Source organism: Bacillus sp. AM1(2019) (assembly GCF_009906915.1).
Lineage (GTDB): Bacteria > Bacillota > Bacilli > Bacillales > Bacillaceae > Bacillus > Bacillus velezensis.
The window spans coordinates 2,977,982-2,992,976 of the sequence record NZ_CP047644.1 but is presented as its reverse complement, the minus strand read 5'-3'; the positions used below and the strand labels follow the sequence as shown (position 1 = coordinate 2,992,976).

16 protein-coding genes are annotated in these 14,995 nt (G+C 43.2%); 13 read left to right on the top strand and 3 right to left on the bottom strand.

From position 1 onward, the window contains the following. Positions 1–76: 76 nt before the first annotated feature. From accD to GNE05_RS14680, 5 genes are all read left to right on the top strand, one after another. Complete coding sequence (gene accD, locus GNE05_RS14700) at positions 77–949, top strand: acetyl-CoA carboxylase, carboxyltransferase subunit beta (protein WP_017418350.1); 873 nt, start codon at positions 77–79, stop codon at positions 947–949. Next, positions 934–1,911, top strand: a complete 978-nt coding sequence (gene accA, locus GNE05_RS14695) for an acetyl-CoA carboxylase carboxyl transferase subunit alpha (RefSeq protein ID WP_014418621.1) — start codon at positions 934–936, stop codon at positions 1,909–1,911. The genes accD and accA overlap by 16 nt, the downstream gene beginning before the upstream one ends. A 191-nt stretch (positions 1,912–2,102) precedes the next feature. Further along, entirely contained in the window at positions 2,103–3,062 is a 960-nt protein-coding gene (gene pfkA / locus GNE05_RS14690; protein ID WP_007408068.1) for a 6-phosphofructokinase, read from the top strand. 39 nt (positions 3,063–3,101) lie between these two features. After that, a complete protein-coding gene (gene pyk / locus GNE05_RS14685) occupies positions 3,102–4,859 on the top strand; it encodes a pyruvate kinase (protein WP_007408069.1) in 1,758 nt (585 codons plus the stop codon). 110 nt (positions 4,860–4,969) lie between these two features. Then, the gene (locus GNE05_RS14680) at positions 4,970–5,353 is read left to right on the top strand and encodes an FxsA family protein (protein ID WP_012118168.1); all 384 of its coding nucleotides are present in this window, start codon (positions 4,970–4,972) and stop codon (positions 5,351–5,353) included. Between the two features lie 31 nt (positions 5,354–5,384). On the opposite strand, the gene ytvI is transcribed toward GNE05_RS14680, so the two are convergent. After that, a complete protein-coding gene (gene ytvI / locus GNE05_RS14675) occupies positions 5,385–6,500 on the bottom strand; it encodes a sporulation integral membrane protein YtvI (protein WP_012118167.1) in 1,116 nt (371 codons plus the stop codon). A 97-nt stretch (positions 6,501–6,597) separates the two neighbouring features. On the opposite strand from ytvI, the gene GNE05_RS14670 reads away from it, so the two are divergent. From GNE05_RS14670 to GNE05_RS14655, 4 genes are all read left to right on the top strand, one after another. Then, the gene (locus tag GNE05_RS14670) at positions 6,598–7,062 is read left to right on the top strand and encodes a DUF441 domain-containing protein (protein ID WP_007408072.1); all 465 of its coding nucleotides are present in this window, start codon (positions 6,598–6,600) and stop codon (positions 7,060–7,062) included. Between the two features lie 29 nt (positions 7,063–7,091). Then, complete coding sequence (locus GNE05_RS21545; protein ID WP_032866538.1) at positions 7,092–7,319, top strand: peptidoglycan-binding domain-containing protein; 228 nt, start codon at positions 7,092–7,094, stop codon at positions 7,317–7,319. 162 nt (positions 7,320–7,481) lie between these two features. After that, a complete protein-coding gene (locus tag GNE05_RS14660; RefSeq protein WP_015240369.1) occupies positions 7,482–7,892 on the top strand; it encodes a YjdF family protein in 411 nt (136 codons plus the stop codon). Positions 7,893–8,241: 349 nt separating this feature from the next. Continuing rightward, positions 8,242–8,661: a hypothetical protein gene (locus GNE05_RS14655; protein ID WP_061862472.1), complete on the top strand. Its 420-nt coding sequence runs from the start codon at positions 8,242–8,244 to the stop codon at positions 8,659–8,661. Between the two features lie 289 nt (positions 8,662–8,950). Here GNE05_RS14655 and GNE05_RS14650 read toward each other — a convergent pair whose 3' ends face one another. Further along, positions 8,951–9,889: a hypothetical protein gene (locus GNE05_RS14650; protein WP_201741787.1), complete on the bottom strand. Its 939-nt coding sequence runs from the start codon at positions 9,887–9,889 to the stop codon at positions 8,951–8,953. Between the two features lie 13 nt (positions 9,890–9,902). Then, positions 9,903–10,427 carry a hypothetical protein gene (locus tag GNE05_RS14645; RefSeq protein ID WP_123117384.1) on the bottom strand — a complete coding sequence of 175 codons (525 nt, stop codon included), beginning with the start codon at positions 10,425–10,427 and terminating at the stop codon, positions 9,903–9,905. A gap of 286 nt (positions 10,428–10,713) precedes the next feature. On the opposite strand from GNE05_RS14645, the gene GNE05_RS14640 reads away from it, so the two are divergent. The 4 genes from GNE05_RS14640 to icd all read left to right on the top strand — a co-directional run bounded on the left by GNE05_RS14640 (position 10,714) and on the right by icd (position 14,973). After that, on the top strand, positions 10,714–11,826 hold the full coding sequence (locus GNE05_RS14640; protein ID WP_061862469.1) for a response regulator aspartate phosphatase: 1,113 nt from the start codon (positions 10,714–10,716) through the stop codon (positions 11,824–11,826). After that, entirely contained in the window at positions 11,827–11,976 is a 150-nt protein-coding gene (locus GNE05_RS21040; RefSeq protein ID WP_162988637.1) for a PhrK family phosphatase-inhibitory pheromone, read from the top strand. Between the two features lie 446 nt (positions 11,977–12,422). Further along, entirely contained in the window at positions 12,423–13,541 is a 1,119-nt protein-coding gene (gene citZ, locus GNE05_RS14635) for a citrate synthase (protein WP_003152453.1), read from the top strand. A gap of 160 nt (positions 13,542–13,701) precedes the next feature. After that, positions 13,702–14,973: an NADP-dependent isocitrate dehydrogenase gene (gene icd, locus GNE05_RS14630; protein WP_007408075.1), complete on the top strand. Its 1,272-nt coding sequence runs from the start codon at positions 13,702–13,704 to the stop codon at positions 14,971–14,973. Positions 14,974–14,995 lie beyond the last annotated feature (22 nt).

The window sequence follows — 14,995 nt, the reverse complement described above, 5'->3', positions numbered from 1 at the left end:
GGTAAAGTTATTATTAAGTCTATCTAATCGGAAGACATGCAGTGAAGAGAACCCTTCACAAAAGGGAGGTAATCATTTGTTAAAGGATATATTCACAAAAAAGAAAAAATATGCTTCCGTGCCGTCTGAGCAGGCAAAACATGATGTTCCGGAAGGCATTATGACAAAGTGCCCCAAATGTAAAAAAATCATGCTCACAAAAGAGTTAGATAAAAACCTGCGCGTCTGCATGAACTGCGGGCACCATTTCCCGATGAATGCAAAGCAGCGCATTGAAAGCCTCCTGGATGAAGATTCATTCGAAGAATTCAACCAGGGAATGATATCTGAAAACCCGCTCGGTTTCCCGGGATACTTAGAAAAAATCGAAAAAGACCGTGAGAAAACATCGCTAAATGAAGCGGTGGTTACCGGAAAAGGAACCATCGGCGGATTCCCGGCCGTGATCGCGATCATGGATTCAACATTCCGAATGGGCAGCATGGGTTCGGTTGTCGGCGAAAAAATCACGCTTGCAATTGAAAAAGCAAAAGAGGAAAAAGTCCCGTTTATCATCTTTACCGCTTCCGGCGGCGCACGTATGCAGGAGGGGGTCTTAAGCCTTATGCAAATGGCCAAGACAAGCTCTGCATTAAAACTGTTCAGTGAGGAGCAGGGACTGATTATTTCTGTCATGACCCATCCGACGACAGGCGGCGTATCGGCCAGTTTCGCGTCTCTCGGTGATTATAATTTCGCTGAACCGGGCGCCTTGATCGGATTTGCCGGAAGACGTATTATTGAACAGACGATCGGGGAAAAACTGCCGGAAGATTTCCAGACGGCGGAATTTTTATTAAAGCACGGCCAGCTTGATGCGGTGATTCACCGAAACGACATGAAAGACAAACTCGCATTTCTGCTGGACATGCACCAAACAGGAGGTGAGCATGAGTGGCTGCAAGATTAGAATTTGAAAAACCAGTGATTGAACTGCAGACGAAAATCGCCGAACTGAAAAAATTCACCCAAGATTCGGAGATGGATTTAAGCGCTGAAATCGCAAGGCTTGAAGACCGGCTAAGCAAGCTCCAGGATGAGATTTATAAAAACCTGAAGCCGTGGGACAGAGTGCAGATCGCACGCCTTCCCGACCGGCCGACGACGCTTGATTACATTCAATACCTGTTTACCGACTTTTTTGAGTGCCACGGAGACAGAACATACGGAGACGATGCTGCGATTGTCGGCGGAGTCGCCAAATATCACGGCATGCCGGTCACCGTCATCGGACATCAGCGCGGAAAAGACACGAAAGAAAACCTCGTCCGCAATTTCGGGATGCCTCACCCTGAGGGCTACCGCAAAGCGCTTCGTCTCATGAAGCAGGCGGATAAGTTCAACCGCCCGATTATCTGCTTCATCGACACGAAGGGAGCGTACCCGGGTAAAGCGGCGGAGGAACGGGGACAAAGTGAAGCCATCGCCAAGAACCTGTTCGAGATGGCCGGCCTGACAGTGCCTGTCGTTTGTATCGTCATCGGGGAAGGCGGCAGCGGAGGCGCGCTTGCATTAGGTGTGGGCAACCGCATGCTGATGCTTGAGAACTCGACGTATTCCGTTATTTCTCCTGAAGGAGCCGCGTCCATTTTGTGGAAAGACTCCAGCCTTGCGAAAAAAGCGGCCGAAACCATGAAGATTACTGCGCCCGATTTATTAGAATTAGGAATTATTGATGATATGATTAAAGAAGTGAAGGGCGGAGCTCACCATGATATCAAGCAGCAGGCGGGCTACATTGACGGTATTCTTAAAGAAACGTTAAAATCTCTTCTTCAAATGAACGCCGAAGAATTGATCTCACAGCGCTATGAAAAATATAAAGCAATCGGGAAAGTTTCGGTTGAAGATCAATATATCGGGGTAAACTGAATAGACGTGAAGCCTATGGCTCACGTTTATTTTTTGTGATTTTTGTGATATTCCTTAAATTTTATTTAAAAACAATTTATTTAATTGTATAATAGGTAAGGTTTCATGGGAGCTCAGGCGTCCCTTTTCATTGTTTTAGGGCAATGATCATGATATGTTTAACATATATATGTTGCTGAGGTGAATAGGAAATGAAGCGTATAGGAGTTTTAACGAGCGGCGGGGATTCCCCGGGTATGAACGCTGCGGTGCGCGCGGTTGTGCGGAAAGCTATCTACCACGACGTCGAAGTGTACGGAATTTATAACGGTTATTCAGGATTAATCAGCGGAAAAATAGAGAAACTGGAGCTTGGTTCGGTCGGTGACATCATCCACCGCGGCGGAACAAAGCTGTACACGGCCAGATGTCCTGAATTCAAAACAGTTGAAGGCCGTGAAAAAGGAATCGAAAATTTAAAGAAACTCGGCATTGAAGGTCTTGTCGTCATCGGCGGAGACGGTTCATACATGGGTGCGAAAAAATTAACGGAACACGGGTTTCCGTGTGTAGGTGTACCGGGTACGATAGATAATGACATCCCGGGAACTGATTTTACGATCGGATTTGATACGGCGCTAAACACCGTAATTGATGCGATTGATAAAATCCGTGACACCGCTACGTCTCATGAGCGTACATACGTTATTGAAGTGATGGGGCGCCATGCGGGCGACATTGCTTTATGGGCAGGTCTTGCAGGCGGAGCGGAATCAATTTTAATTCCTGAAGCGGACTACGATATGCAGGAAATTATCGGCCGTTTGAAGAGAGGGCACGACCGCGGCAAAAAACACAGTATCATCATCGTTGCAGAAGGGGTAGGCAGCGGGGTTGAATTCGGAAAACGCATCGAAGAAGAAACGAACCTTGAAACACGGGTATCCGTTTTAGGGCACATCCAGCGCGGCGGATCTCCAAGCGCTTCTGACCGGGTTCTTGCAAGCCGCCTCGGCGCTTACGCGGTTGAGCTTCTGCTTAAAGGAAAAGGCGGACGCTGCGTAGGTATACAAAACAACAAGCTTGTAGACCATGATATTATAGAAATTTTAGAATCAAAACATACTGTTGAACCAAACATGTATCAGCTTTCAAAAGAACTGTCTATTTAAGGCGGAAGAAGCTGAAGATTTCAGAAGGAAGTGAACGAGTTGAAAAAAACAAAAATCGTTTGTACAATCGGTCCGGCCAGTGAAAGTGTAGAAATGCTGACAAAATTGATGGAAGCGGGTATGAACGTTGCTCGTCTGAATTTTTCACACGGTGATTTCGAAGAGCACGGCGCAAGAATCAAAAACATCAGAGAAGCAAGCAAAAAGCTCGGCAAAAACGTGGGGATTCTCCTCGATACGAAAGGTCCGGAAATCCGCACGCACGATATGGAAAACGGCGCGCTTGAGCTTCAGGCGGGAAATGAAATTATCGTTTCTACGAAACAGGTGCTGGGAACGCTTGAAAAATTCTCAGTTTCTTATGAAGGCCTGGCAGACGACGTGTCAGCAGGGTCTATCATCCTGTTGGATGACGGTTTAATCGGATTGGAAGTGCTGGAATCAAATCCGGAAAAACACGAAATCAAAACAAAAATCTTAAACAGCGGCACGCTGAAAAATAAAAAAGGCGTAAACGTTCCCGGCGTCAGCGTCAACCTTCCCGGAATTACTGAAAAAGACGCCAAAGACATCGTATTCGGTATCGAGCAAGGCGTTGATTTCATCGCTGCGTCATTTGTACGCCGTTCTACGGATGTCCTGGAAATCCGCGAACTGCTTGAAGAGCATAACGCGTCTGACATTCAAATCATCCCTAAAATTGAGAACCAGGAAGGCGTAGACAATCTGGATGCGATTCTGGAAGTATCTGACGGTTTAATGGTAGCGCGCGGAGACCTCGGCGTAGAGATTCCGGCTGAAGAAGTGCCGCTCGTGCAAAAAGAAATGATCAAAAAATGCAACGCGCTCGGCAAACCGGTTATTACTGCGACACAAATGCTTGACAGCATGCAGCGCAACCCTCGTCCGACACGCGCTGAAGCAAGTGACGTTGCCAACGCCATTTTCGACGGCACAGACGCTATCATGCTTTCCGGTGAGACGGCTGCGGGACAATATCCTGTCGAGGCGGTTCAAACAATGTTTAACATCGCCACACGTACGGAAGAATCTCTGAACTACAAAGAAATTCTGTCTAAACGCAGAGATCAGGTCGGCATGACGATTACCGATGCGATCGGCCAATCAGTTGCGCACACGGCGATCAATCTGAGTGCGGCAGCTATCGTTACCCCTACAGAAAGCGGCCATACGGCGCGTATGATCGCGAAATACCGTCCGCAGGCTCCGATTGTAGCCGTTACGGTTAATGAGTCTGTATCACGCAAACTCGGCCTTGTATTCGGTGTATTCCCGGCAAGCGGCCAAAACGCGAATTCAACCGATGAAATGCTTGAAGACGCGGTTCAAAAATCACTTGACAGCGGCATCGTGAAACGCGGTGATCTGATTGTCATTACAGCAGGTTCTGTCGGTGAATCAGGCACGACGAATCTGATGAAAGTCCACACTGTCGGCAGCGTTATCGCGAAAGGGCAAGGCATCGGACGCAAATCTGCATTCGGTCCGGTCGTTGTTGCAAAAAATGCGAAAGAAGCTGAACAAAAAATGACAGACGGCGCAGTATTGGTTGCTTCAAGCACTGACCGCGACATGATCGCTTCACTTGAAAAAGCATCAGCGCTCATCACTGAAGAAGGCGGTCTGACAAGCCATGCAGCCGTTGTCGGTTTAAGCTTGGGCATTCCGGTTATCGTCGGTCTGGAGAACGCAACTTCAGTTTTAACAGAAGGACAGGTTATCACAGTTGACGCTGCCCGCGGCGCTGTGTATGAAGGCCGCGCAAGCGTTCTTTAAACAGCTTTAAAAAAGAGAGGGGGGTTCTCCCTTCTCTTTTGTCTTTAGGCTGATTTTCCTATTCCCATGCGGGCGGTGACGCGCTTTTAGAAGGGCGGGAGGGCAGAAAAATGAGAGTGTTATTCTTACTGTTTATCGTGTGTCCGGCAATTGAAATCGGCTTGTTTCTGCTGGCGGGAAAATGGCTCGGTATTTTTCCGACCTTCCTTCTCATCATTTTGACAGGCGTGTTAGGCGCCTTGGTGGCAAAAAGACAGGGAACCGATGTGTATCATCGGGTGATGCGCGACCTGCAGCACGGCAAAATGCCGGGGGAAGCGCTTCTTGACGGAATATGCGTCTTTTTCGGAGGCCTGCTTTTGATGCTTCCGGGTTTTCTGTCCGATATTGCAGGGGCCTGTCTTCTGATTCCGTTCACTCGGAACCGCATGAAGCCGCTTTTGTTCAAATGGCTGAGAGGAATGTCAAAAAACAAGCGGATCATTATCAAATAAAAACGGCAGCCTTCTTACAGGGCTGCTGTTTTTATTTGGACTGAACAGTAATATAGGCCCATATTTCTTTTAAAGCGCCCGTTGTGATAAAGGCCTGAATGAAAACGAGCAGCGCGGGCCCCGCAGCCAGTCCTAAAATTCCGAACAATTTAAAGCCGGCAAACAGAGCGATTAAGGTCGCAAGCGGATCAAGTCCGATTGACTTGCTTAAAATTTTCGGCTCCGTCAGCTGGCGCTGGATAAGAACCACAATATATAAAACACCGAGACCGATCGCTTGAGGAAGCTGACCGGCAATGGCCAAATACATAATCCAGGGAACAAAGACCGACCCGGCGCCGAGATACGGGAGAAGGTCCACCAGGCCGATAAAAAAGGCGATGGTTGCCGCATGCTCAATCCCTAAAAGAAAAAGTCCGATAAAGACAATGATCATCGTGAAAAGTATGAGCACGGCCTGCGCCTTAATGAAACCTGCCATCGCTTTTTTCAGCTCTCCCGATACGGCCTTGGCGTTTGCTGAAACCCGTTCCGGAAGAATGGAATAAAGCAGCGCCTTCAGCTTATGCCAGTCCTTTGTCATAAAAAAAGTCGCCAGCATTGCGAAAATGAAGACGGCAGCTGTATTGGGAAGGAAGGCAATCCATTTCGGCACCAGCTCCAAAAGATGTGAAAGCATCAGCCCCGCATTTTTAGCGGCTGTATCACCGAGGGTCTGAATATGCGTCACGATGGATGCCTGCTGATTGGTTTCCAGTCCGTTAAATAAGACGGTCAGCTCGTGGTACAATGGCTGAATGCGGGAAGTGAACAGCTCTTCGCAATACGTCATAAAGGCGCTGATATGGGGAGGGAGCGTTTTGGCCAGATAGGCGGTTCCTGAAATGATTTCCGCAACGAGAAATGTCGCCGCGCCAAGAAGAATAAGCAAAAAGAAGACCAGGACAATGACTGTATTGACTGACCGGGGCATCCCCGTCAGTTTGTCCAGCCAGTCAACAACGGGAATGATCGCTGATGACAGAATAAGGGCGATCAGAAACGGATAAGTTAACGGAAATGAGGCGTAACCGGCCGCTAAAGCGCCGCCGGCCGCAGCGAGTACAAACAGCGCGCGGAAAAAAACAGTTGCATAGTGCGGATTCACATCGATCCTCCTCTCGGTCGGCACGTCCTATTACATTAGTTTATTCGTCAAAAAAAAGGATATGAATACAGATATGATGAAAGAGGGTGCTTTCAGGATGTTTACACAGGCGAATTTATTTTTACTATTATTGCTGGCCATCGCATTGATAGCCAAAAATCAGTCATTGCTTTTTGCCGTCGGCTTTCTCATTGTGATAAAAGCTGTCGGTCTTGATCAGAAACTATTTCCGGTTATTCAGTCAAAAGGCATCAACTGGGGGGTCACCGTCATTACAATCGCCGTTTTAGTGCCGATTGCCACAGGTGATATCGGTTTTAAACAGCTTGGAGAAGCGATGAAATCATATTATGCGTGGATCGCTCTCGGTGCCGGGATCGCGGTTGCCTTAATCGCCAAAAACGGTCTCACCTTATTGGAAAACGACCCTCATATTACAACGGCGCTGGTCATCGGCACGATACTTGCCGTCGCGCTTTTCGGAGGCGTCGCCGTCGGCCCGTTAATCGGCGCCGGAATCGCCTACTTGGCCATGCAAATCGTTAAAATATTCACTTCGTAAAGTAAAAAAGCGGCGTAAAGCTGCTTTTTTTGTGGAGAAAATTAGAGTTTGCACTTGCGCATTTTGTAGTTCAGACAAATGCCATTTGCATTATTCCGATGAATGAAGCGGCTTACCATGTAACAAAGAACTTCGGGATTGACGGCGCACATGGAGCGAAAACAGCGATTGCAGTAATTCCAATGATGAATGGATTAAAAGCTGATGGGATTTATGGGCCTGATACCAAAGCAAAACTTGAAGTGTTGTTAAAATAAGCGGAGACCCTTTCCTTCAATTTGAAAGTTTGTTAAATTTATAATGAGAATGAAAAAACACAATTCGGTTGGTAGTCCGGATGCATGATTTAAAATGTCAGTAACCTTCCCCTCCTCGGGATGTCCATCATTCTTCAGTAAATTTAGGAGGAGGGAATCGTTATGAAATTAACGGTTTACTACGATGGTCAGTTTTGGGTAGGAGTCATTGAAGTTGTGAATGACGGGAAATTAAGAGCGATTCGTCATTTGTTTGGACAAGAGCCAAAGGATTCAGAAATAATGCATTTTGTTAATAATCAACTTTTACAGACTCTCTCCCACACTGAACAAGAAGGGGTTTGTGTTAAAGCAAAATCTAAGAAATTAAACCCAAAAAGATTGCAGCGACAAGCTTCTAAAGAGATGAAAAATATCGGGATATCAACTAAGGCACAAAAAGCGATAAAACAGGAGCTTGAAGCAAGAAAGGAAAAGAAAAAACAACTGAATAGAAAACAAAGAGAAAAAATAAAGGAACAAAAATATTTAATCAGAAAACAAAAAGCAAAAGAAAAGCATAGGGGAAAATAGTTGGAGAGCCCGATGAAGCCCTTCGATTGAAAAGTTGAGCGGCATCAGTTAGTTTCTTCGGACTGATTTAGAGAAAAAGAAGTATAAGTCAGAGCCCTTCTCGAGATGAGGAGGGTTTTTCTGCCATTTATTTAAATTCACTTACATCAGTAAATGAGTCAGTTTCAATTGATGAACGGTTTGATGAGGATATTCAGGGCTGAGTACAAAAGCGAATAATCTTGTCTTAGCTGAAGTAATAATAAGCTCTCTCTTTTATGAAGGGAGAAGACTTTTCGAAGTTATTAGATATTCAAATGTAATAAAAAATAAAGGAATGCAAATGTTAAAGTGAAGGGAGATGATTACTATGAAAAAAATAATTGTATTGGTGATCTTATGTTTTTCGTTAAGCTCTATCACAGTGGCTGCTGCTAAACAAGAACACGGCCAGAACCCAAAAGTTTCTCAGGAGCTATTTGGTGTTTTTATGCATGAGCTTTTCTGTAAAAATATATTAGACAGTGCCCGTGAATTCTATAAGGATGACACACTCTCTGTTACCATTAAAGGAGGCGTTAAATTATTCGAAGAAAAAGAAGGCAGGTATATAGTGAAGTTCATAATTATCCCTCATTCAAAGCTTCTGGGTAAAAAAGGCAAGATTTCAGGAACCGATACATTGACTTTCAGAGTAGACCCCTTCCTTTTGGGTTCTGGTTCAATGGACAGAAATTCAGCAGTTACATTCCTGCATTTAAAGCATAACAACTCCACAAGGCAAAATTGATAAAACAGGATACTCTACATAGGATGTCCTCTTTTGGTAAAAAGGTTCCTGTCTATCACGAATAAACAGAGCAGATGCGAATTTACGGGCCGGAAACAAAAGCGAAACTGAAAACATTATTGAAATGAAAAAATCTCCCGTTTTGGGGGATTACTTTTTCTTTTCTTCTAATAGTTGAATAATTCTTTGATTAGCCTGTTTTTGCGCTCTCAACAACGAAACAATATTCCCCGTGAAACCAATCAAAATGACAAGCAGAAAAATTATAATCCACACAAGGCCATACCCCCTAAGGTGTTATTACCGTCCTGAATGTCGAATCACTTGTATTGTTTAGACCTTCATACATTGTACTTGTCTTGTATGGAGTTGGAAATAGGACAATTTGATAGTTTTCTTTATCCTCAACTTTCGGCATGTCAATTTCATATATATTTGTGGCATTCTCTTTAATCCTGGTAAATGAAACAGGTTTCCCATTAACTGACCTTTGTTCTGTCCCTGACAAGGCGACTAAGGCATAATCAAGATTCGTATCATGTGAATTGAAAATTTGCAAGTATGCTTTTTGGTTGCTTTTTGATTTAAATAGGATTTTATTTCCGGTTTTATTTGATGTTAAAAATACCTGTTCGCCCGTTAATTCATCAGTTATTTTTTGGGGTTTTAGGTCTTCTTTTTCATCCCGGCTTTTCCTGATGAAACGGAGAGTAAAGTTTTCCTGTAGACCTGATGCTATATCAAGGTTAGAGCTTTCTTGTTTGTAATCAGGCTCAGGAATAATAATGAAACTTAACTCGCTGAAATTAGAAGGCGGCTCAAAATCCAGCTTGATTTTTTTCACTGAATCTTTATCCATTTTGAATGTATAAGATTTTTTGTACCCTCCGTTATCTGCTTTGAAAGGAATTGTCTTGAAGTCTGAGAGGATAACCAATCCATATTTTCTTTTGTCATTAAAATAATGACTAAAAGATAATACTTTTTTGTATCTCTTCCCGTTTTTCTTTCCAATATCCAAAGAGTCTAAAATTTGCCCGTCCTCTTCATATAAACCGTATGAAACGGTGTCAGTGCCGGGGCCGGTCACATCTTCTTGTTCATCATTGTACTTTTCATCATCTGTAACTGCAGAAGTCTGTTTGTTTTGATCTTTATTAAAAAAGTAAAGGGATGCGGCAACTGCCAAAATTACGAAGGGAACCCAAATTAAAAGAATCTTTTTCATTCTCATTTATATTTTAAAGAGCGTCTTTTATGTTCCATTTTTTTTGATGCGTTACAGTTTTATATTTTTTTCTTACGTATTTGGAGTTGCCATATGCTTTCCCTTTACATCCATATCCCCCGGTTACTGTTCCCACAGCTTCCGCCCCGGCATAGTTTGAATTACTATTTGTGTCAGTTTTGCTTTTTGAAAGCGCTCCGTTATTATAGTACAATCGTGATTTTGCCTCGATTGTATTTATTCTCATTTTTGCGCTGGCCTTTGTCAACATGGCGTAATTGCATGCGAAAAAGTCCAGTCCCTGTCTACGCTTTTTTAAATTCCAGTTGGTCTTATAATCAGGTTTTGACGCCATTACAGTATACGGGCTTTCGGTTGCTGTCTGAAGAATAGAGCCAGAGCTTTCCGTACTGTTTTCAATTGTAATCCATTCTTCATCGGTCTTAATAGATGCAGCAGAGGCGGTGTCTTGATAAGAAAACAATGATCCGGAAGCTAAAGTAAAGGTAGCCAGGAAAGGTAAAACAAATTTTTTCATCTCAACATCTCCTTTTTTGTTATTTTGTTACAGCGCCAATTATACAGGTCTGCATTTTTTTATGAATGGGTAAAAACATCTGTAGATTCGACAATAGAGAGAAATAGTCCGCTATAATACCGTTCTGAAAAAGTGGGTAAATAGCCTTTTTTTAAAATTGCGTGATATCGAAACGGGAAATTGCGTGATGTCGAAAAAAACTCCTATTAATTACATTTTTTGTTAAAGATATGCTAGAATATTGTTTGAGAAAATTTAGAATATTTGTAGAAAGAGGGGTTTATTGATGAGTAAACTGGCTTCTGAATGTGTTGCAAATATATTAAATGATTGGTATATCGCGATAAAACAACAAGACACTGAGTCTGCTGAGAGATATTTTGAAAAGATCAAACCATTGTTTGATGAAATGGAAGAGGATCAGGAAGTTTTGATGTATTATTCTTTGTTAGAAGAAAGACATAAAATGCTTTTGTTTCAGGTGAAAGGGGAAGAGCTGCCGTCCCATTCATATTTTAATGAAAACCACGCTGATGAAATAAAAAAAACAGATCATATGATTGAATATTATTTCTTTCTATTTGAAGCGTTATATGAGTCGCACAAAAGAAATTTTGAGAAAGCAATTACTTTGTTCAAAATAGCAGAGAAAAAATTGAAAGATATACCCGATTGTATAGAGCGGGCTGAATTTTATTCGAAAGTGGCATCTATGTATATGATGCTGCGGCAGAGTCTAATTTCTCTGAATTATATCAATGATGCGCTACAAATTTATAGAGAAAATGAAGGCTATAAACGAAAACTTGCCACGTCTCTTATGATTGTTGGCCAAAACTACACTGATTTAGGACTTTACGAAAAAGCAGAGGAAAGTTATTTAGAAGCAATCAGAATTTCGAGAGTTCTTTACGATTCACTTTTCACCGCTTTAATACACCATAATTTAAGTATTACATATTCTGCAGCAAACCGTTCCCAAGACTGTATAAATGCCTTGAAAAAAGCCATCAGAAATAAAGAGTGGAGGGACTCGGTTTATTATATAAATTCCCTGTATATGTTTCTGAAAGAGCTTTATAAAATAGGGGATGTAAATAAAATGCCATATTATTATAAAAAGACAAAGGAATATTTTGAACGAAAAGAGAATAAGGTGTATGAGGCTAAAATAAATATTATTTACGGACTTCTGCAGCAGGATCAGAGGAAAAGCATTGAAACTTGTCGAGGTGGTATTTCTTACTTATATGAAGTAAATGACCTTGATAGCGTCTTTGATCTTTCTTTGGTTATTTCAGAACACTGTGAGAAGCATGGACTCTATAAAGAGGCGCTTGAATTTTCTAGACATGCTATTTTAGCCGAGAAGAAAATGAGGCACCTGGAGGGATTGTAATTGAAAAAAATTATTCTTTGTGCAGCTCTCACCTTCGTTGCGTTAAGTGGTTTAGCTGCAGTCAAGATTAATCAAGAATCATCAGATGTTAAAATAACAGAGCGCCCGGTGGGTACTCTAAAATTAGCAGAGCGGCCAGTAGGCACATAAAAAAAGCCCCGGACAGGGCTTTTTTTTGCGCTCTTTCTGGCGTTCATTTGTGAATAACCCGGGTAGTGGTGCGTTGTCCTTTTATACTCCCCTAAAACTCCCCCAATTGAAAACATGAGAATACATGGTTTTACAAAGCGCCTGAAAGCAAACGATTAAATTTATCAACGAAAAGCCTTGATATATAAGGCTTTTAAAACATTTTTAGTTAAAAGTCTACAAATTAATCAGATTATTGTTTATAATAAGAATAGGCTTAAACTTAAATAAGCTTATAAGAATTTGTTATGTTCCTCTATAAGCATACTGGTTATGTAATCGCAATCATTGAAATGTAAGCATTTTCTTAAAGGGGAAAGGGATTGTTTGCATGACTCATTTTAAGTAAGCCGTATGTTTTATATACTCTTTAAAGGGGAATTTTGATTGAAAAGGAGAGGTTGAATATGACAGCAACACGCGGTCTTGAAGGGGTTGTAGCAACAACATCATCTGTAAGCTCTATTATCGACGATACCCTTACATATGTAGGGTACGATATTGACGACTTGACAGAGAATGCAAGTTTTGAAGAAATCATTTATTTGCTGTGGCATCTGCGCCTGCCGAATAAAACGGAACTTGCTGAACTGAAAAAACAGCTTGCGAAAGAAGCTGCCGTTCCACAAGAAATCATTGAGCACTTCAAATCCTATCCCCTCAATAACGTACATCCAATGGCTGCGCTCCGGACGGCGATTTCATTACTCGGTCTGACTGACAGTGAAGCCGATGTCATGAATCCGGAAGCGAACTACAGAAAAGCCATCCGTCTGCAGGCGAAAGTGCCGGGCATTGTCGCCGCTTTCTCAAGAATCCGCAAAGGACTTGATCCTGTTGAACCGAAGGAAGAGTATGGAATCGCGGAGAACTTCCTTTACACCTTAAACGGTGAAGAGCCTTCTCCGATCGAAGTGGAAGCGTTTAACAAAGCGCTCATTCTTCATGCGGATCATGAGCTGAACGCATCAACATTTACGGCGAGAGTATGTGTCGCCACCTTATCTGATATTTACTCAGGCATCACTGCTGCCATCGGCGCTTTAAAAGGGCCGCTTCACGGCGGAGCTAATGAAGCCGTCATGAAAATGCTGACAGAAATCGGCGAAGTGGAAAACGCCGAGCCTTATATCCGCAGCAAAATGGAGAAAAAGGAAAAAGTAATGGGCTTCGGACACCGTGTGTATAAGCATGGAGACCCGCGCGCCAAACATTTAAAAGAAATGAGCAAACGCCTGACGAATCTGACGGGTGAAAGCAAATGGTACGAGATGTCAATCCGTGTCGAAGAAATCGTGACGTCGGAGAAAAAACTCCCGCCTAACGTTGATTTCTATTCCGCATCTGTATACCACAGTCTCGGCATTGATCACGATCTGTTCACGCCGATCTTTGCGGTCAGCAGAATGTCAGGATGGATCGCCCATATTCTTGAACAGTACGATAACAACCGCCTCATCCGCCCGCGCGCTGATTACACGGGTCCGGATAAGCAGACTTTTGTTCCGATTGATGAAAGAGCCTGATCAAACGGGAGGCTGGTGATTTTCATGTCGTTAGCCTCTTGTTAATCAAGCCCGGATTGGTTTACAATTTTGATAGAATCTTGAGAAAAGTCATTTTATTTTCTATACAAGAAAAATAAAATGTTTTCTAAATATGAATTACATACTGGGAGGTAATATTGTGTCACAAGGTGAAAAAATTACAGTCTCTAATGGAGTATTAAACGTACCAAATAATCCGATTATCCCGTTTATTGAAGGCGACGGCACAGGCCCTGATATTTGGAACGCCGCTTCTAAAGTATTGGAAGCCGCTGTTGAAAAAGCATATAAAGGCGAGAAAAAAATCACGTGGAAAGAAGTTTATGCTGGTGAAAAGGCTTATAATAAAACAGGTGAGTGGCTTCCTGCCGAAACGCTGGAAGACATCAGAGAGTACTTCATCGCCATCAAAGGTCCTCTGACGACACCGGTCGGCGGCGGTATCCGTTCTCTGAACGTGGCGCTGAGACAGGAGCTTGATTTGTTTACGTGCCTGCGCCCTGTCAGATATTTCACGGGAGTGCCTTCTCCGGTCAAACGACCTGAAGATACGGATATGGTCATTTTCCGCGAGAATACGGAAGATATTTATGCCGGAATTGAGTATGCGAAAGGTTCTGAAGAGGTTGAAAAGCTGATCAGCTTCCTGCAAAATGAAATGGGTGTTAACAAAATCCGTTTCCCTGAAACGTCAGGAATCGGCATCAAACCTGTTTCTGAAGAAGGCACAAGCCGCTTAGTCAGAGCTGCCATTGAGTATGCGATCGAAAACGGCCGTAAGTCTGTCACGCTTGTCCACAAAGGAAACATCATGAAGTTCACTGAAGGGGCATTTAAAAACTGGGGCTACGAGCTTGCCGAAAGAGAATACGGAGATAAAGTATTCACTTGGGCTGAATATGACCGCATTGTCGAAAAAGACGGAAAAGAAGCGGCTGATAAAGCGCAGAGCGACGCGGAAGCGGCAGGGAAAATCATCGTCAAAGACAGCATCGCTGATATTTTCCTTCAGCAGATCTTAACCCGTCCGAGCGAATTCGACGTCGTGGCGACAATGAACTTAAACGGAGACTATATCTCTGATGCGCTTGCCGCTCAGGTAGGCGGAATCGGAATCGCGCCGGGAGCGAACATCAACTATGAAACAGGGCATGCGATTTTCGAAGCGACTCACGGAACGGCTCCTAAATATGCCGGCCTTGACAAAGTCAATCCGTCATCCGTCATCCTTTCAGGAGTGCTCCTTCTTGAACACCTGAACTGGAATGAGGCTGCTGACTTGATCATTAAATCTATGGAAAAAACGATTGCTTCAAAAGTAGTAACGTACGATTTTGCCAGATTAATGGACGGTGCAACTGAAGTGAAATGTTCAGAGTTTGGTGAAGAGCTAATTAAAAACATGGACTGAACCTAAAGCAGACTTCTAATGA

Excerpts from the sequence above, each read along its gene's own strand:
- GNE05_RS14645 (WP_123117384.1), bottom strand. The coding sequence starts at position 10,427 with ATGAAAAAATTTGTTTTACCTTTCCTGGCTACCTTTACTTTAGCTTCC.
- GNE05_RS14650 (WP_201741787.1), bottom strand. The coding sequence starts at position 9,889 with ATGAAAAAGATTCTTTTAATTTGGGTTCCCTTCGTAATTTTGGCAGTT.
- GNE05_RS14640 (WP_061862469.1), top strand. The coding sequence starts at position 10,714 with ATGAGTAAACTGGCTTCTGAATGTGTTGCAAATATATTAAATGATTGG.
- pfkA (WP_007408068.1), top strand. The coding sequence starts at position 2,103 with ATGAAGCGTATAGGAGTTTTAACGAGCGGCGGGGATTCCCCGGGTATG.
- citZ (WP_003152453.1), top strand. The coding sequence starts at position 12,423 with ATGACAGCAACACGCGGTCTTGAAGGGGTTGTAGCAACAACATCATCT.
- GNE05_RS14655 (WP_061862472.1), top strand. The coding sequence starts at position 8,242 with ATGAAAAAAATAATTGTATTGGTGATCTTATGTTTTTCGTTAAGCTCT.
- GNE05_RS14680 (WP_012118168.1), top strand. The coding sequence starts at position 4,970 with ATGAGAGTGTTATTCTTACTGTTTATCGTGTGTCCGGCAATTGAAATC.
- GNE05_RS14670 (WP_007408072.1), top strand. The coding sequence starts at position 6,598 with ATGTTTACACAGGCGAATTTATTTTTACTATTATTGCTGGCCATCGCA.
- GNE05_RS14660 (WP_015240369.1), top strand. The coding sequence starts at position 7,482 with ATGAAATTAACGGTTTACTACGATGGTCAGTTTTGGGTAGGAGTCATT.